This is a genomic window from Rathayibacter sp. AY1A2 (assembly GCF_002930935.1).
Taxonomy (GTDB): Bacteria; Actinomycetota; Actinomycetes; order Actinomycetales; family Microbacteriaceae; genus Rathayibacter.
This window is the reverse complement of sequence record NZ_PSTP01000022.1, coordinates 38,986-56,802: the sequence shown is the minus strand read 5'-3', so window position 1 is coordinate 56,802 and position 17,817 is coordinate 38,986. Positions and strand designations below refer to the sequence as shown.

Genomic DNA, 17,817 nt, shown 5'->3' with positions numbered 1-17,817 from the left:
GGGCGGGCGAGGCGCCGGACTGCCGCCTCCTCGAGCTGCCCGGCACGCCCCGCCACCTCCGCCAGGCACTCCCGGAACACCCGCACGGCCGGCGACGCCAGCTGCGCCTCGCGCTGGGCGGTGAAGATCGTGCGGCGGGGCGTGCCGGGCAGCTCGAGGAGGCGGCAGTCCGGCGCCTCGCCCGCCCAGACCAGGTCGGGCATCAGGGCGACGGCGTGGCCGGAGGCGGCGAGTCGGATCTGCGCCTGCAGGTCGGCGGTCTCGAAGCGGACGTCCGGCTCGAAGCCCGCGACCCGGCAGGTCTGCTCGGCGAAGTGGCGGCTCGCGGTGCCGCGCGGCTCCATCACCCAGGCGGAGTCGCGGGCCGAGGCGAGGTCGACGACGGCGGAGTCGCGGCTCACGGCGAGGCGGATCGCGTCGGTCGTCAGGTCGCTGCGCACCAGTCCGGGCAGCCAGGAGGTCGAGTGGCCGGGGTACTGCTCGGCGACGACGAGGTCGAACTCCCGCGCCCACGACGTCTCGTGCAGCGCACCCTCCGGCTCGCGCTGCACCATCTCGACCCGCACCTCCGGGAAGCGGTCGGCGACGGCCCGGAGCGCGCCCGGCATGAGCGCGAGCGCGGCCGACTGGAACACCGCGACGCGCACCCGCCCGGTCACCGACTCCCCCGAGGCCGCGAGCGCCGCCTCCGCCCGCTCGAGCAGGGCCATCACCTCGCCGGCCGCCTCGACCAGGATCTCGGCCTGGGGCGTCAGCTGCACGCGCCGGCCCGCCTTCCGCAGCAGCTCGACGCCGGCCTCGCGCTCGAGCACGGCGAGCTGCTGTGAGACGGCGGAGGGACTGTAGGCGAGGGCCTCGGCCGCGGCGGCGAGAGTGCCGCGGATGGCCACCTCGCGGAGCAGGACCAGGCGGCGGACATCGAGCACGGCGTCTCTCCGATCGTTCAGCTGAGCTGACCGGTACCGGTAAGGAACGGTCGCTTCTGCTCAACGGTAGTCGGTCGAATACTGAAGGCACCCACCTCAGAGCAGAAGGACCGCACCATGACGGATCTCGCCAGCCCCGCTCTCGCCACCGGCCCCGCGGCCGACGGCCCGTCCGCCGATTCGATCGATCCCCGCCTGGTCGACGAGAGCGTCGCCCTGGTGCGGCGCTGGCTGCGCGAGGCGTCCGCGATCCCGATCGACGCCTCCGGGGCGCAGCTGGCGGGCGTGCTGAAGGACCCGGCCGGCCTGGACTTCACGGTCGGCTTCGTCGACGGCGTCGTCCGCCCCGAGGACACCCGCGTCGCGGCAGCGGCGCTGAAGGCGATCGCGGGCGGCGTGCCGTCCTTCCTCCCGGCTCCGATGCGCGGCGCGGTCGCCCTCGGCGGCGTGATGGCGCCGCTCCTCCCGGACGTCGTGGTGCCGATCGCGCGCCGGGTGCTGCGCCGGATGGTCGGCCACCTGATCATCGACGCGACCGACTCCCGCCTGGGCCCGGCCATCGCCGCGATCCGCCGCGACGGCGTCCGGCTCAACATGAACCTGCTCGGCGAGGCCGTCCTCGGCCGCGAGGAGGCCCACCGCCGCCTGGAGGGGACGCACCGGCTCCTCGCCCGCGACGACGTCGACTACGTCTCGATCAAGGTCTCCTCGAGCACTGCCCCGCACAACCCGTGGGCCTTCGACGCCGCGGTCGACGACATCGTCGAAGAGCTGGCGCCGCTGTTCGCCCGGGCCGCCGCCTCCTCGCCGCAGAAGTTCATCAACCTCGACATGGAGGAGTACAAGGACCTCGACCTCACCATCGCGGTCTTCACCCGCATCCTCGACCGGCCGGAGTTCCTCGGTCTCGAGGCCGGCATCGTGCTGCAGGCCTACCTGCCGGACGCGCTCTCGGCGATGATCCGCCTGCAGGAGTGGAGCGCCGCCCGCCGGGCCCGCGGCGGCGCCGGCATCAAGGTGCGCCTGGTCAAGGGCGCGAACCTGCCGATGGAGCAGGTCGAGGCCTCGGTCCACGGCTGGCCGCTGGCGACCTGGAGCAGCAAGCAGGACTCCGACACGAACTACAAGCGCGTCGTCGACTACGCGCTGCACCCGGAGCGGATCCGCAACGTGCGGGTCGGCGTCGCCGGGCACAACCTCTTCGACGTCGCGTACTCGTGGCTGCTCGCCGGCACCCGCGGCGTCCGCGAGGGGATCGAGTACGAGATGCTCCTCGGCATGGCCCAGGGCCAGGCGGAGGCGGTGCGCCGCACGGTCGGCTCGCTCCTGCTCTACACGCCGGTCGTCGCGCCGGCCGAGTTCGACGTGGCGATCGCCTACCTGATCCGCCGGCTGGAGGAGGGCGCGTCGAGCCAGAACTTCATGTCGGCCGTCTTCGAGCTCGAGGCCGACCCGGCGCTCTTCGCGCGGGAGGAGGAGCGGTTCCGCGCCTCCGTCGCCGCCCTCGACGGGGCCGTCCCCCCGGCGCACCGCGTGCCCGACCGGTTCGCCGCGAGCGGCCGTCCGGGACCGGGCGACTTCCGCAGCACCCCCGACACCGACCCGTCCGTCGCCGCGAACCGCGAGTGGGCGCAGGCGATCCTCGCGCGCGTCCCCTCCTCCCGGGCCGGCGCCGACGCGATCGAGGCCGCCACGATCGTCACCCTCGACGAGCTGGAGTCGGTGCTCTCCGGCGCCCGCGGCAGCGGCTGGAGCGACGTCCCGGCCGAGGAGCGCGCCCGCATCCTGCACCGCGCGGGCGACGAGCTGGAGGCGCGCCGCGCCGAGCTGCTCGAGGTCATGGCGGCCGAGGGTGGCAAGACCCTCGACCAGGGCGACCCCGAGGTCTCGGAGGCCGTGGACTTCGCCCACTACTACGCCGAGCGCGCCCTCGAGCTCGACGCGGTCGACGGCGCCCGCTTCCACCCGGCCGCGCTGACCCTGGTCGCTCCGCCGTGGAACTTCCCGGTCGCGATCCCGGCCGGCGGCGTCCTCGCGGCGCTCGCGGCCGGCTCCGCCGTGGTGCTGAAGCCCGCCGGTCCGACCGCGCGCTGCGGCGCCGTGGTGGCCGAGGCGCTGTGGGCGGCGGGCGTGCCCCGCGAGGCCCTGCGCCTGCTCCGCCTGCCGGAGGAGGAGCTGGGGCGCGACCTGATCGCCTCCCCGCAGGTCGACCGCGTGATCCTCACCGGCGCCTACGAGACGGCGGAGCTGTTCCGCTCCTTCCGGAACGACCTCCCGCTGCTCGCCGAGACGAGCGGCAAGAACGCGATCGTGGTCACCCCCTCGGCCGACCTCGACCTGGCGGTGAAGGACGTGGTGGCGAGCGCCTTCGGGCACGCGGGCCAGAAGTGCTCCGCCGCCTCGCTCGTCGTGCTGGTCGGCTCCGTCGCTCGCTCGAAGCGGTTCCGCGCGCAGCTGCTCGACGCGGTCTCCTCCCTCACGGTCGGCTACCCGACCGACCCCGCGACGCGGATGGGGCCGGTGATCGAACCCGCCGAGGGCAAGCTGCTGCGCGGCCTGACCGGGCTCGGCGCCGGTGAGACCTGGCTGCTGCAGCCGCGGAGCCTCGACGACTCCGGACGCCTGTGGAGCCCCGGCGTCCGCGACGGCGTGCGCCGCGGCTCCGAGTTCCACCGCACCGAGTACTTCGGGCCGATCCTCGGGATCATGACGGCGGCGACCCTCGACGAGGCGATCGCGATCGTCAACGAGGTCGACTACGGGCTCACCTCGGGCCTGCACGCGCTCGACCCGGAGGAGATCGGCACCTGGCTCGACGGGATCGAGGCGGGCAACCTCTACGTGAACCGCGGGATCACCGGGGCGATCGTGCAGCGCCAGCCGTTCGGCGGCTGGAAGAAGTCGGCGGTCGGCCCGGGCACCAAGGCGGGCGGGCCGGACTACCTGCTCGGCCTGGGCTCGTGGACCGCGGCGCCGTCGGAGGCGACCGCTCCCGTCGTCGGACCGGCCGCCCGCCTGCTCGCCGCGTCGCGCGCGGAGCTCCCGGCGGAGGAGCACGCCGCGGTGGAGCGGACGGCGCGCAGCTGCGCGGCGGCGCGGGCCGCGGGCGCTCCTCGCGACGTGACGGGGCTGGAGGCGGAGCGCAACGTCTTCCGCCGCCTGCCCTACGACTCCGCCGTGCTGGTGCGCCTGGCCGCCGGGGAGCCGCTGGGCTCGCTCGTGCGGGTGGCCGTCGCGGCGGCGACCGCGCAGGCACGGGTGGTCGTCTCGAGCGCCGCGGCGCTGCCTCCGCAGCTCGCCGCCGGTCTCGACGAGGCGGCCGGCGCCGTCGTGGTCGAGGACGACGCGGCGTGGGAGGCGCGGGTGCGCGCGCACGGCGCCGGACGGGTGCGCCTGCTGGGCGCGTCCGCCGCGACGGTGACGGCCGTGACGGGCGGGCGCCCCGACCTCGCGGTCTACGCCGGCCCGGCGACCGAGGCGGGCCAACTGGAGCTGCTGCCGTTCCTCCGCGAGCAGGCCGTGTCGATCACGGCCCACCGCTTCGGCACGCCGGACCACCTCACGGACGGGCTGCTCTGACCGGCGTGATCCGACCGGCGTGATCCGACCGCCTGCCACGAGGTGCCGCTCCGGTACGCCCGCTCCGGCGTGTCGCGTACCGGAGCGGCGTCTCGCGGCAGAGGGAGACGGAGGGACGACGGGGCGGAGAGGGATCAGCCGCAGGCCGCACGTCAGTCCGCGTCAGCTCCGCGGCGGGTCCGCAGGGGTGGAGCGCGCGTCGTTGCTGGTGCGCGGGCCCTCCGGGAGGAGCGCGGCGCGTCCCACGCCCGATCGACGGCGGCGGCCGGGGTCAGCAGGATGTGCGCATGACCCGCCAGGAGAACGGCCGGCGCACCGCCGCGCCCGCCCGCGCGCCACGCACGCGCCCGACCGTCGGCTCCGCCTTCGACCCGCGGTCGAACAGCATCAACGCCCTGCGGCTCGGGCTGGCGGTCCTCGTCATCGTGTCGCACTCCTTCCCCCTCGGCGGCTACGGCGACGACCCCGGGTTCGGCGGCTCGACCCTCGGCGCCTGGGCGGTCGGCGGGTTCTTCGCCACCTCCGGCTTCCTGATCACCGCGAGCCGGCTGCGCTCGCGATCGCTGGTCGACTTCCTCTGGCGGCGCTTCCTCCGCATCCATCCCGCCTTCCTCGTCTCGCTCCTGGTCGTGGCCTTCGTCGCCGCACCGCTCGCGTCGCTCCTCCTCGGAGCCGGCGAGTACAGCGCGGCCGGGGCGGTGCGCTTCGTGGTCGCCAATGCGGCCCTCTACATCCGGGAGTACGGCATCGCGGGGATGCTCGGCTCCGTGCCCTACCCGGGCGCGTGGAACGGCTCGCTCTGGAGCCTGTTCTACGAGTTCGTCAGCTACGTCGTGATCGGCCTGCTCGTCTCCCTGGCGCCCGCGCGCTGGGTGCGCCCCCTCGTGGTCGCGGGATTCGCGGGCCTCACCCTCGTCGCGGCGGTGCTCGCGACGGACCTCGTCCCGTTCCCGGCGCCCCTCAACCAGACGGTGACGCTCGTCGGGTACTTCCTCGCCGGCGCGCTCGTGCACCTGTACCGCGACCGCCTCCCCCTGACGGGCGCGCTCACCGCCGTCGCGGCCGTGCTGCTCGTCCTGGTGATCGCGACCGGCCTCTACAGCGTGCTCGCCGGCCTCCCCCTCGCCTATCTGATGATCGCGCTCGGCGCCCGGCTCCCCCTGCGCCGAGTGGGCGCGACCCACGACGTCTCCTACGGGATGTACATCTACGCGTTCCCCGTGCAGCAGCTGCTCTCGCTGGCGATCGTCGGAGCCGGAGCCGACGTGCCGCTCTGGGCCTACATCGCGCTCTCGGTCGCAGCGACGGTCCCCCTCGCGTGGGCGAGCTGGCTGCTGGTCGAGCGCCCCGCGATGCGGCTGAAGCGCCTCACCGCCCGGGCTCCCGTCGACGTCGAGGGCCACATCCTGCGCTGAGAGCCCGGAGCCGCGAGCCCGGAGCCGAGAGCCCGCGGCCGTCCACGCCCGGTCGCGCCCCGGAGCCGCCCGCCTCCGACCCGCCGCGTCAGCCGTCCCAGCCGCCGGGGAGGTCGCGGACCACCCGCCAGCGCGGGTCGAGCTGCGTCGCCGCCCCTCCGTTCCACGCGCGGCTGTGGAACCACGGCGCGATCACGTCGGCGCCGCCGTGCACGTGGTCGCCGAGATGAGCGCCCCAGTACGAGAAGGTCGAGTTCGTCAGCACGAGGCGGCGGGACGCGGCCAGCAGGGCGAGCTGCTGCGGCACCGGCGTCCCCGCCCCCGGGAAGCGCACCTCGAGGCCCTCGAGGACGCGGGCCAGCTTCACCCGGCACCAGTCGAGGTCGTCCGACACGATCAGGACGCTGCGCACGGGCTCCCGCTCGCGGGCCAGGGCGAGCGCCGCGTCGACGTACTCGACCACGTCGAAGGAGTAGCGGCCGCGGAAGGCCGGGACGCTGTAGTAGTCGCCGCGCCGGATGTTCAGGGTGAGGTCCGCCTCCGGTCGCGCCGCCGCCACCAGAGCGGTGAAGGAGCCGCCGGGCGGGAGCAGCATCGTCGCGACGAAGTCCGCCAGCTCATCCGTCGTGAACTCCACGCCGAGCTCCTGGTGGACGCTCCCGAGCTCGCGGGGGCTGAAGAACGACATCTCCGCCGGGGGCACCACGAGCTCCTCGAGGACCCGCGGGAAGACCTCCGCCCACTCCGCGGTCCTCCGCGTCGCGCGCACCGCGGTCGGCACCCCGCGGCCCCGGCGGGCGTGGGCCTGCAGCCAGAAGTAGGCGAGGTTCCCGACCCCGAACGACTCGCCGGGCAGCAGCACCGTCGTGCCCCGTCGGCGGAGGGGCGCCAGCAGCGCCGAGCGGACGTCGCCGAGCGTCACCACCGCGGGCCTCCCCCGCTCACGAGAGCTCTCCGAGCGCTACGAGCTGGGCGAAGCCGGGGTGCGCGGCCCGCACCTCCTCGAAGGTGCCGGCCCCCTCGATCCGGCCGCCGTCGAGGAAGAGCAGCCGGTCGGCGCCGCGCACGGTCGAGAGCCGGTGGGCGACCACAAGGACGGTCATGCTGCCGTGCAGCTCGGCGACGGCACGCGAGATCTCGTGCTCCGTGCGGTTGTCGAGCGCCGAGGTCGCCTCGTCGAGGACGAGGACGGAGGGGCGCCGGTACAGCGCCCGGGCGAGGCCGAGCCGCTGGCGCTGGCCGCCGGAGAGGCGGACGCCGCGCTCGCCCACGCGGGTGTCCAGACCCTGCGGCAGCCCGCCGACGAACTCCTCGAGCTGCGCCGTCCGCAGCACCTCGCGCACGCGCTCGTGATCGACCTCGGCCGCCGGGACCCCGAAGGCGACGTTCGCGGCGACGGTCGCGTCCAGGAGGAACACGTCCTGCGGCACCACGCCGAGCCCCGCGTACCAGGCCGCGGGGTCCTCGTCGATCGGCCGCCCGCCGCAGAGGATCCGGCCGCTCGTGGGCGGGAGCAGGCCGAGGACCAGGTCGAGGAGGGTGCTCTTGCCGGCGCCGCTGGATCCGACGAAGGCGGTCGTGGCGTTCCGCTGGATCACCAGCGAGACGTCCCGCACCACGTCCACGTCGGAGTCGGCGTAGCGGTACGTGACGTGCTCGAGCGCGATGTCGCCGGAGTAGCGGCCGCCCGGCCCGGGCGTCTCGTCGTGCGCCCCCTCGGAGGCGAGCTCCTCGGCCGCCTCGGAGACGATCCGCAGCCCCGCCTGCCCGCTGCGCACGATCGCGAACGTGGCCGAGACGCGGTTGAGCGTCGGCAGGGCGCGGAGGGAGGCGGCCGCGAAGACGCCCAGGACGGAGAGCGCCTCGGCGCCGGAGCCGGTGGCGACGAGGATCCCCGAGACGCCCACGACGGCGACGACGAAGCCGATCTCGAGCAGGTACTTCGGCAGCTCCGAGACGAGCGAGAGGGAGCGCAGAGCCTGGGCGCTGCGGCGCTTGGCCCCGCTGAAGCCGGCGACCAGGCTCGCCGCGCTCGAGGTCAGGCGCGCCTCGCGGAACCCGTCGAGCGAGGGGAGCAGGAACTGCCACGACTCCAGCGCGGCCTCCGCCATCTCCTCGCCGATCCGGCCCTGCCGCCGCCGCAGGAGCGCCTGGACGCCGCCGAGCAGCACCGCGAAGAAGACGGCCGCGAACAGGGTCGCGACCGGCGAGGCGACCAGCAGGATCGCCACGATCGCGACGAGCACCAGCAGGTCGGAGGCGATGCCGATCACGCCGAGGAGCACGCCGGCCGCCTGCGCGCTGGCGTCGTTGATGGTCCGGTACACCTCGGCGAGGCGCCGGGAGCGGTGGACGGCGTAGGGCGCGAGGACGTACCGCCGGAGCAGCTCCGTCGCAGCGTCGGCCGATATCCGCGTGGTGCGGCCGAGCAGCCACCACCGGAAGACGATCGTCCCGGCGCTCTTGAGCACGAAGACGACCGCGACGAAGCCGGCGATGATCGGGAGGAGGGTCTGGACGTCCGTCGAGCCGAGGACGCCGGAGAGGACGCCGAGCGCGCCCGTGGTGGTGTCGGTCCCGGTGAGCAGCGCCATGAGCGGCACCATCGCGGCGACGCCCAGGGTGTCGAGGACCGCGAGCGCGAGGGAGCCCGCGACGGCGGCGGTGATCCAGCCCGGAGAGGCGGCACCGGCCAGCGAGAGGAGGGTGCGCAGTCCCGGTCGCAGGGACCCGCCGCTCACGCCGCCACCCCCTCGTACACGGCGGCGATCCCGCCGCACATGGCGGCGACGTCCCGCACGGCGCGAGGAGCCGCGGCTCTCGACGCCTGCCGCTCCAGCGCCGCGGCCACCGCCTCCGGGTCGTCGGCGTCGACCAGCGAGTCCCGCTCGACGATCTCGGGGTTCCCGCCCACCGCGGAGGCGACCACGCCGATCCCGCGGGCGGCCGCGTCGAGCAGCGTGTAGGAGCAGTTCTCCCAGACCGAGAGCTGGGCGACGACGTCCGCCGCGGCGAGCGCCGCCTCCGGATCGGCGAAGCCGGGGAAGGACACCGCGTCGCCGAGGCCGAGCCGCTCGGCCCGGGCGCGCAGGGCGCCGTCGAGCGGTCCCTCGCCCGCGACGGTCAGCGTGGCGCCGGGGACGCGCCGGTGCAGCACCGCGAAGGCCTCGAGCAGCGCGTCCAGGCGCTTCTCCGGCGCCAGGCGCGCGAGCGAGAGGACCCGGAGGGAGCCCGGCTCCCCCGGCTCGCGGTCGCGGGGCGCGGCGTCGACTCCGTTGAGCACGACCTGCACCGGCAGGCTCGGCCGCCACTTCTCGATCATGGTGCGGCGGGTGGCCTCCGAGACGGCGATCGCGCCGTCGAAGGACCGCAGCCGCGCGTGGTGCGCCGCCGCGGTCGTCCGCGCCCGCAGTGCGGTGCGGTGGTAGACGTCGGGCCCGGCGATGCCGTGCTCCGTCGTGACGCGGCGGACCCCGCGGGGCAGCGGGGTCGCCGCGGTCACGAGGTCGGCGTGGGCGAGGTGGGAGTGGACGACCGCCGGGCGGAGAGCCGCCGCGGTCGCGCGCAGGGTCGCCACGGAGGCGGCGGCACCGGCGGACACTCCGAAGCGCCCGGTCGTCACGGCCGAGCCCTGCTCCCGCAGCCGCTCGGCGAGCGCTCCCTCCGGGCAGAGCACGACGAGCCGGTGGCCGGGGATCCCGTGCCGGGCGGCGTCGAGGACGTGGCGGGCCACCCCGCCGAACTCGCCGACCGGCACCGCCCAGAGCGCGAGCGGGGTCACAGCCACTCCTCCAGCCGCTCGAGCGCGGTCCAGAAGCCCTCGCCGCTGTTGACGTGCCCCTGCCAGATCTCGGGGATGAACGGCACCCCGGGCGCCAGCTCGTCGAGCGACGCCGCGAAGTCCGGCCAGTCGATCTCGCCCTCGCCGATCTGCACCCCCTCGCCGTCGACACCCGTCGCGTCGACGAGGTGCAGGTGCGCGCTGAGCGGAGCGAGCAGCGCCACCGCCTCCGAGAAGGCGAGCCCGAGGTGGTTCGCCGCGAGCTTGGTGTGCGAGGCGTCGAGGCAGAGCGGCGTGCCGGTCGCGGCCGCGAACTCCGCGGTGTCGCGCGGGTCCACGAAGAGGTTGTGGAACTGCTGCCCGCCCATGAGCCACGGGTAGGGCGGGAGGGTCTGCGCCAGCACGCGGACGCCGCTCGTGTCGATGCGCTCGAGGGCGTCGGCGACGCGCTCGTAGAGGGGAGCGCGCTGATCCGGAGCCACGTGCGCGTGGCGGGTGAAGCCGCCCATCGTGACGACCATCATCGGGTCCTCCTCCTGGCGGAACCAGCGCGCGAGGCTCCGGGTGGTCTCGACGGTGCGCTGCACCTCCGCGATCGAGCGCTCCCACACGTCGTCGTCGAAGGAGGCGAGGTCGACGAGGAAGTCGCCCGCGAACAGGTCCGGCAGGTGGGTGGTGAAGCCGGAGTCGAGGCGGCGGGTGAACACGTCGTCCGGCTCGATCTCCAGGTCGCGGTACGAGAAGTGGAACTCGAGGAAGTCGGCGTTCGACTCCGCGGCGAGCGCCGCGTGGTCGTGGTACCGCACCGGCAGGCCCCAGGGGCGGCGGAACCGGAACGGCCGGCCGGACGGCGTGCTCTCGCGCAGGTCGCCGGCGAAGAAGAACCCGCCCTCCTCGACGTCGCGGTGGAGGGCGCGGCCGAGCAGCTGCGGCAGCTCGTTGGGCTGGAGGCCCCGGCCGGGGCTGCGGACGACGACGTCGGCGGCGCGCACCACGTCCCCGATCGAGAGGTCGCGGGAGGCGACCAGCGACTTCGCGAGCGAGACGCGGTTCATCGACTCCCCCGTCGAGACCGATCGGGCGTCGCGCGTGCCGAGCGAGTCCTCGATGTCGCGGATCTCGCCGACCATGCGGCGGAACTCGTCCGGGAGCAGGGACACCGTGTGGTCGTTGCCCTCCATCCCCCGGTCGACCGTGAAGTGCTTCTCGACGATGCGGGCCCCGCGGGCGACGGCGGCGACGGGGACGTGCCAGCCCCGCTCGTGGCCGGAGTAGCCGACGACGCCGCCGCCGATCTCGGCGAGCCGGTCGAGGTAGGCGAGGTTCAGGTCGCGGTAGGGCGCCGGGTACGTCGACTGGGTGTGCAGCAGGGCGAAGGAGGTGCCGAGCGAGCGCAGCAGCGCGACCGACTCGAGGATCTCGGACTCGCGGGACATCCCGGTGCTGAGCAGCAGGGGCAGCCCCCGGGTGCCGGCGTCCTCGATCAGGCCGTGGTTGGTGAGGTCCGCCGAGGCGATCTTGAGACCCGGGATCCCGTAGTCGACGAGCGCCTGCACGCTCGGGGCGTCCCACGGGGTGCAGAGGACGTCGATCCCGGCCTCGGCCGCGTGGTCGAAGACCCGGAGGAGCGGCTCGGCGGGCAGCGAGAAGCGGCGCAGGAGGTCGATCGTGTACTGGGCGCCGAGGTCCTCCCCCGCGGTGGCCCCGCCGGCGCGCCGGTAGAGGGAGTCGAGGTCGCGCAGCTGGAACTTCACCGCGTCGGCTCCCGCCTCGACCGCGAGGTCGACCAGCCGCCGCGCCAGATCGACCGAGCCGTTGTGGTTGTTGCCGATCTCCGCGATCAGGAAGGCCGGGTGGCCGTCGCCCACCTCGTGGCGGCCGATCCGCAGCGCCCGATCGCCCTCGACCGCGATCGCGACGAGGTGCCCGCGGTCGTCGACGAGCGGGAGGTGGCTGATCCCGTCGCGGCCGAGCCGGGCGGCGATCGCGGTGGCCGGCTCGTCCGCTCCCGCCGTGCGGACGGCGGTGTTCGCGACGGCGAGGGCCGGGACGTCGAGGGAGGCCGTCGGGTTCGCGATGATCCAGCGGCGGAAGTCGCCGTCGGACACCGACCCGCGGAGGATCCCGTGCCCGTCGACGCAGAAGACGATCCGCTGCTTGTTCGCGTTGATCTTGGCCAGCGCGGTGAGCACCGGGTCCTCGGCGAAGACGATGAACGGGGCGAGGTGGCGGTCGATGATCATGCGCCGCCTCCCGCCGCGAGGCCGAGGAGGGTCTGCTCGACCACCGCGAGGTCCGCCTCGGTGTCGATGTCCCCGCCCTCCGCCTCGTCCATGACGAACAGGCCGACCCGGCCGCCGATCCGGTTGCGCTCGCGCTCGTAGACCTCGGTGCGGGTGAGGTAGAGGGACCCGGTCTCCCGGTAGAAGAAGTCGGCCTCGGCGAGGTCCTGGCGCCGCGGGCGGGCCGTGACGTCGTACTGCGGCACGGAGGCGCCCTCCTGCAGGCGCCAGAGGAACGGCGTCTGCGGGACGACGCCCACCAGCGAGTCGACCGCCGTCGAGGCGAACTGCTCGAGCGCGCGGGCGAGGGTGCCCGGGAGCCGGATCGGCGAGGTCGCCTGGAGGAGCATCACCGCGTCCGGGCGGCGGCCCAGCGCGGCCCGGTGCTCGATCGCGTGGAGCACGACGGGCTCGGTCGCCGTTTCGTCGCGCGCCAGCTCGGCGGGCCGGAGGAACGGCACGTCCGCTCCCGCCCCCTCCGCGATCGCGGCCAGCTCGGGGTCGTCGGTCGACACGAGCACGTCGAGACCGGCGGCGAGCGCCTGCTCGATGCTCCAGACCACCAGCGGGCGGCCAGCGACGGGGCGGGCGTTCTTGCGCGGGACGCCCTTCGAGCCCCCGCGCACGGGGATGACGCAGAGAACGGTCACGGGGTGCCTCCTTCGGCGATGGCGAGTGCCCGGCGGGCGACGGCGACGGCCGGCTCGACGGCCGGGACGGGCGGAGCCGCGGTCGGCGTCTGCCCGCCCCAGCGCGCGAGCCGGTACCGGCTCCAGAACTCGAGCACCCAGGCGGGCGGGTCCTCGCAGACGACCCACGCGGGGATCCCGGCGGCCGCGGCCTCGAGGACCCCGGTCGAGAAGATCGAGGCGACCGGCCGGGCCTGCGCGGCGAGGTCGCCGCCGCGGAGCACCCGGATGCCGCGGCGCTCCCACCGCGCGTGCTGCCAGCGCGAGCGGCGGTCGACCTCGGCGGGGTGGGGGCGGTAGTCGGCGCCCGCCTCGCGGCAGAAGCGGGAGGCGGTGGCCGCGGCCGTCCGCCGGGGCAGCTCCGCGCCGTGCAGCTGGCCGAGGAACAGGGGCCGCTCCTCGAGCCTCTCGGGACGCGGGCGGCGCGACGCGGTCCAGAGCAGCTGGCTGCCGACGACCTCGGTCTCCACGTCGCTGCGGCCGGAGGTCCAGAAGGCCGCGTCCTCCTCCGAGAACGCCAGCAGTGTCGCTCCGGGCGGGAGCGGCGGGGCGGAGGGGGTGAGCAGCCCGTGCTGCACGACCAGGAAGCGGGCGCCGAGGATCGCGGACCAGCGGTGGGCGGCCGCTCCCGCCGCGAGGAAGTGGCCGGTGGCGATCACGGCGCGGAGGCTCCGCAGCTCGGCGGGCGGGTCCGCCTCCGGGTCGACCGGGTGCGCACTCCAGCGGCCCGGCAGCAGCCCGGACAGCGCGTCGCCGGCTCCGGAGGGAGCGAGGACCGCCGCGGGAGCCCCGCCGAGAGGAGCGAGCGAGGCCGCGGTCGAGGCGAGGGCGCTCGCCGTCGACGCCTCCACCGCGAGCAGGACGGCGGGCCGGTCGCCGCGCACGTGCAGCACCAGGCGGGTCGGCTCGGAGCGCCGCAGCGCCGCCCGGGCGGTGCGCAGCGGGTCGCGGCCGCGCTGCCAGCGGCGCCAGGCCTCCAGGTCGGTCGGGTGCGTCAGCGCCACAGGGCCCTCACCTCCCGCATCCGGTGCACGAAGGTGTGCTCGGCGCCGGTGCGGCGCGCGCCCGCCTCGCGGATGCGCCGCGCCCACGAGGGGTCCGCGCCCGCCCGCCGCACGTGCTCGACGAGCTGGTCGCGCTCCTCGAAGACGAGCACCTCGCTGCCCACCTCGTAGAACTCCGCCACCTCGGGCCGGTCGATCAGGGTCAGCGCCCCGACGCCCGGCGCCTCGAAGGCGCGCATCGAGAGTCCGCCGTGGCCCGCGCCGTGCAGAGCCAGGGTCGCGGTCGAGCCGGCCATCACTCCGTAGTAGCCCGCCCGCGGGACGTCGCGGCGGGCGGGGACGCCGGCCGAGCGCCAGCGGCCGGTGCGCGCCACGTCCCAGGGATGGCGCGACCACTGCCGCCCGTACGCCTCGACCGCGACCCCGCCGGCCGCGAGCTCCCGCAGCACGCGCTCGCGCTCGGGGTAGCGGGCGCCGACGAAGGTCACCGCGGAGGAGGGGCGGGGGCGGAAGGAGAGGAGGGAGTCGAAGGCGTCGGGCAGGTGCCCGGCCGGAACCCCCGCGCGGGCGAGCTCGGCGACGTCGGCGGCGGAGTAGCTGACGATCGACACCGCCTCCCCGGCGAGGGAGCGCAGACGGTCGACGGGGTGCCCCATGTTGCGGAGCTCGTCGTAGAGCCAGAGCACCACGGGGACGCCGGCGCGGCCGATCTCCTCCCACCAGGCGTCGCCGAGGGAGTCGCCCTTCACCACGAGGACGGCCCGGGGCCGGACGGCCCGCAGCGCCGCGATCGCGCGGTCGGTCTCGGCGCGCATGGACGAGCGCCGGAGCCGGCCCCCGGGGAGCCGGTGGCCGAGGGCGTCGCGCACGTGGCCCAGCCCGGTCGCGGCGTCGTAGCGGTGGACGACCACGTCGTCGCCCAGGTGGGCCAGCGCCGACTCGAGCGCCTCCCAGTAGCCGTGGAAGACCGGGCTCACCACGAGCACGGGCCCGCTCACCGGGACGCCGCCTCGGCGGCGGCGACGAGCCGGAGCTCGCGCCGGAGGACGGCCAGCGGGCGCACGTCGCTGCCGGCGGCGGCGCGCACCGCGTTGGCGGCGAGGTTCACGGCGGAGGCGGCGCGCAGGGCCGCGGCGAGGGCGGCGGGGCGTCCGCCCCACTTGCGGGCGTAGCGCAGGCGCGAGGCGACCAGCCAGACCAGCCGGCGCGCGGGGTCGGAGGAGCCGCCTCCCGTGTGCTCGGCGACGACGGAGCCGGCGAAGACCGAGGGCACGCCGCGCTCGCGCAGCCGGCGCTGGAGGTCGACCTCCTCGCAGTTCATGTGGAAGGACTCGTCGAACCCGCCGACCGCGCGGAACTCGGCCACCGGCAGCAGCATCACGGCGCCCACCACCCAGTCCACCGGCACCGTCGCGCCCGGGGCGCACCGGGTGTCGTGGCCGACGGCGGCGTGCAGCCGCGGGCGCCAGCGCGCGAGCGGAGTGAGCCACTCCACGACGTAGTGGCGCAGCCGCGGGAAGCGCCGGCCGACCCACTGCCGCTCCCCGCCCGCGTCGACGAGGTCCGGAGCGACGACCGCGGGCAGCCACGGCCGTCCCGCCTCGAGCAGGTCGCGGAGGAAGGAGGGTCCGACGACGAGGTCGCTGTTGAGCACCAGGAGCAGCGGGTGGCGCGCCCGGGCGGCGCCCGTGTTCACCGCGGCGCCGAAGCCGCCGTTCCGCTCGCGCCGCACGACCTCCACTCCGTCGTTCCCGGCCGGGAACGGGACCGGGGAGGCGTCGTCGACGACGACGATCTCGAGGGCGGGGGGCGACTCCTGGCTGCGGAGCCGCTCGACGAGGGCGAGCGCGGGCGCGGGGTCGCCGTAGTGCGGGATCACGACGCTCACCCCCTCGGCGGTCACCTCGCGACCGTCTCGGCGGCGCGATCCCGGCGGAGCGAGCGGCGGGTGCTCCGGACGGTGGCGGCCGGGGGCTCCGCGCCGACGGGCAGAGCGCCGAGAGCGGGGAGGATCACCCGGAGCAGGGCGTCGATGTCCTCGACGGCCGCCGCGGCGACGTCCGGTCCGCGCCCGAACGGGTCGGCGAAGTCGTCCTCGGCGCCGTAGGGGGCGGTGTCGTCGGCGAGCAGCCGCAGGAGCGGGACGCCGGGGGCGGCTCCCGCCAGCCGCGCCGCCCGGCGGACCGTGGTGGTGCGCCGCGCGGCGGCCGGGAAGTGGCGGGTGACCCACTCGCGCTGGCCCGCCTCGAACACGAGCACGGGGTCGGTGCCGGCGAGCATCCGGCCGTCGACCTGGCGCGCGCGGTGCCCGGCCGTGGAGAGCCCGCGGGCCCGCAGCGCATCGCTGAGCTCGGGGTCGAGCCCGCGGCCGACCTCCGCGTGCGTTCCCGCGCTCTCGACCCGCCAGTCGGAGCCGGCGCCGAGCAGGCGCGCCGCGATCAGCTCGGCCGAGGGCGACCGGGCCACGTTCGCATGGCAGAGCAGGAGCAGGCGCCCGCTCATCGAGCCGCCCGGCGGGACGTCTGCGGAGGCAGGGCTCGCGACTCCACCGGGGCGAGCTCGGACCGGCGCGGTGCCGTCGCCGCGCGCTTGCGCCCCGTCGCCGGCTGCGGCTCGGCGTAGTACGCGTTCTTGCGGTCGTAGTAGTAGTACCCGGTGTCGCCGTCGCGGGCGGTGACCATGTTGAGCACGGTGCCGAGCACGCGGGCGCGGACCTGCTGGACGATCCGCCGGGCGGCGACGACCTCGGGCCGGCGCGTCTGGTTCGAGGCGACGACGAAGACGACGCCGTCGACGACGGTCGCGACGATGGAGGCGTCGGTGACGGGCAGCACGGGCGGCGCGTCGATGACGACGAAGTAGTCCTTCGAGAGGCGCGCGACCAGGGCGCGCATCGCCTCGGAGCCGAGCATCTCGGACGGGTTGGGCGGGATGTGCCCGGCCGGGAGGGCGTAGAGGCCCGCGGTGCCGGTGGGGCGGATCGCGTCGTCCACGGGGATCTGGTGGCTGAGGACCTCGCTGAGGCCGATGGCGCCGTCGATGTCCAGCATCCGCGCCACGGAGGGCCGGCGGAGGTCCGCGTCGACCAGGAGGGTGCGCTGCCCGGACTCCGCGGTGACGCGGGCCAGTCCGGCGGCGATCGTGGACTTGCCCTCGGCCTGGTTGGCGCTGGTGATCACGACGCTGCGCGTCTCCTCGTCGACGCTGGAGAAGCGCAGGCCCGTCCGGAGCGAGCGGAACGCCTCCGCGGTGAGCGCGTCGGTGCCGCGGCGGCCGCCGGTCCGGCCCGGGCGTCCCGCCTTGGGGATGCGGCCGAGGACGCCGACGCCGAAGAGCTCGGTGAGGTCGTCGACGGTCCGCACGCGGATGTCGAGGGCCCGGCGGAGGAAGGCGAGACCGAAGCCGAGAACGAGCCCGCCCAGGGCGCCGAGCAGGATGTTCCGCACCCAGTCGGGGCTCGTCGGGGCGGCGGGCGGCTCCGCGTTCTCGAGCGGGACGACGGTGATCTGCGGTGTGCGGTCCGCGGTGGACTGCGTCTCGATGTCGGTGATGACGGCCGCCAGCGCCGCGAGCGCCCCGTTGGCCAGGGCGGCGGCGTTCTGCGCGGTCCCGGCCGCGGCGGTGACCTCGATCAGGGTGCTGCCCGGAGCGACCCTCGCGGTGAGGCGGCCGCTCAGGGCCTCCCCGCCGGGGTTCGCCTCCGGGTCGGCCTCGATCCGCTCGGAGACGGCGCTGCTCGAGATCAGCGGCAGGTAGGCGTTGGCCCGGGTCACCGCGGTCTGCGACCCGCTGATCGCATCGGCCGAGCTGCCGTCGCTCGCGGCGATCACGAATCCGGCCGAGCTCGACTCGTAGACCTTCGGAGTGAGGAACGAGAAGGCGGCCATCGCCAGGGCTCCGACGAGCACGGCGACCACGAGGGTCCGCCAGTTCCGCCGGATGAATGCGATGAGATCGACGACAGTCACTGCGCACCTTTCTGCGTGCCGCGCATGCGCCGCACGACGATGCTGAGGTGTCGGTCACGCTAGCAATGCGGAGCGCCTTTCCCTAGGCGGTCCCCGACCCCTCGGGAGGCCCTTTCTGCGAGGATGACGACATGTCCGCGCCAGGGGGAGAGATCGTCGTCGAGAGGCGTTAC

The 17,817-nt window shown here is 75.5% G+C and carries 13 protein-coding genes; 2 read left to right on the top strand and 11 right to left on the bottom strand.

All coding sequences use genetic code 11. The features are described from left to right. Positions 1 to 926: LysR family transcriptional regulator (locus C5B93_RS14865; protein WP_104292787.1), on the bottom strand; the 926-nt coding region annotated here is incomplete at its 3' end. 117 nt (positions 927 to 1,043) lie between these two features. On the opposite strand from C5B93_RS14865, the gene C5B93_RS14860 reads away from it, so the two are divergent. Further along, the gene (locus tag C5B93_RS14860; RefSeq protein WP_104292786.1) at positions 1,044 to 4,505 is read left to right on the top strand and encodes a bifunctional proline dehydrogenase/L-glutamate gamma-semialdehyde dehydrogenase; all 3,462 of its coding nucleotides are present in this window, start codon (positions 1,044 to 1,046) and stop codon (positions 4,503 to 4,505) included. 287 nt (positions 4,506 to 4,792) lie between these two features. After that, positions 4,793 to 5,920, top strand: a complete 1,128-nt coding sequence (locus tag C5B93_RS14855; RefSeq protein ID WP_104292785.1) for an acyltransferase — start codon at positions 4,793 to 4,795, stop codon at positions 5,918 to 5,920. An 88-nt stretch (positions 5,921 to 6,008) separates the two neighbouring features. On the opposite strand, the gene C5B93_RS14850 is transcribed toward C5B93_RS14855, so the two are convergent. Genes C5B93_RS14850 through C5B93_RS14805 form a run of 10 tightly spaced genes read right to left on the bottom strand, consistent with a single transcriptional unit; the run spans position 6,009 to position 17,644 of the window. After that, the gene (locus C5B93_RS14850; RefSeq protein ID WP_104292784.1) at positions 6,009 to 6,845 is read right to left on the bottom strand and encodes an alpha-1,2-fucosyltransferase; all 837 of its coding nucleotides are present in this window, start codon (positions 6,843 to 6,845) and stop codon (positions 6,009 to 6,011) included. A 16-nt stretch (positions 6,846 to 6,861) separates the two neighbouring features. Further along, positions 6,862 to 8,661 (bottom strand): ABC transporter ATP-binding protein, encoded by a 1,800-nt coding sequence (locus C5B93_RS14845; protein WP_104224510.1) that lies wholly within the window; start codon positions 8,659 to 8,661, stop codon positions 6,862 to 6,864. Next, the gene (locus C5B93_RS14840; protein WP_104292783.1) at positions 8,658 to 9,701 is read right to left on the bottom strand and encodes a glycosyltransferase family 4 protein; all 1,044 of its coding nucleotides are present in this window, start codon (positions 9,699 to 9,701) and stop codon (positions 8,658 to 8,660) included. The genes C5B93_RS14845 and C5B93_RS14840 overlap by 4 nt, the downstream gene beginning before the upstream one ends. Then, entirely contained in the window at positions 9,698 to 11,944 is a 2,247-nt protein-coding gene (locus C5B93_RS14835; RefSeq protein WP_104292782.1) for an N-acetylneuraminate synthase family protein, read from the bottom strand. Before C5B93_RS14835 ends, C5B93_RS14840 begins: the two co-directional genes overlap by 4 nt. Then, entirely contained in the window at positions 11,941 to 12,633 is a 693-nt protein-coding gene (locus C5B93_RS14830; RefSeq protein ID WP_104292781.1) for a cytidylyltransferase domain-containing protein, read from the bottom strand. The genes C5B93_RS14835 and C5B93_RS14830 overlap by 4 nt, the downstream gene beginning before the upstream one ends. Beyond that, complete coding sequence (locus C5B93_RS14825) at positions 12,630 to 13,676, bottom strand: hypothetical protein (RefSeq protein ID WP_104258155.1); 1,047 nt, start codon at positions 13,674 to 13,676, stop codon at positions 12,630 to 12,632. The genes C5B93_RS14830 and C5B93_RS14825 overlap by 4 nt, the downstream gene beginning before the upstream one ends. After that, entirely contained in the window at positions 13,667 to 14,674 is a 1,008-nt protein-coding gene (locus C5B93_RS14820; protein WP_104292780.1) for a glycosyltransferase, read from the bottom strand. The genes C5B93_RS14825 and C5B93_RS14820 overlap by 10 nt, the downstream gene beginning before the upstream one ends. Beyond that, positions 14,671 to 15,579, bottom strand: a complete 909-nt coding sequence (locus tag C5B93_RS14815; protein WP_104258157.1) for a glycosyltransferase family 2 protein — start codon at positions 15,577 to 15,579, stop codon at positions 14,671 to 14,673. Before C5B93_RS14815 ends, C5B93_RS14820 begins: the two co-directional genes overlap by 4 nt. Continuing rightward, positions 15,576 to 16,178, bottom strand: a complete 603-nt coding sequence (locus C5B93_RS14810; protein ID WP_104258158.1) for a hypothetical protein — start codon at positions 16,176 to 16,178, stop codon at positions 15,576 to 15,578. The genes C5B93_RS14815 and C5B93_RS14810 overlap by 4 nt, the downstream gene beginning before the upstream one ends. After that, on the bottom strand, positions 16,175 to 17,644 hold the full coding sequence (locus C5B93_RS14805; protein WP_104292779.1) for a polysaccharide biosynthesis tyrosine autokinase: 1,470 nt from the start codon (positions 17,642 to 17,644) through the stop codon (positions 16,175 to 16,177). The genes C5B93_RS14810 and C5B93_RS14805 overlap by 4 nt, the downstream gene beginning before the upstream one ends. Between the last annotated feature and the right edge of the window lie 173 nt (positions 17,645 to 17,817).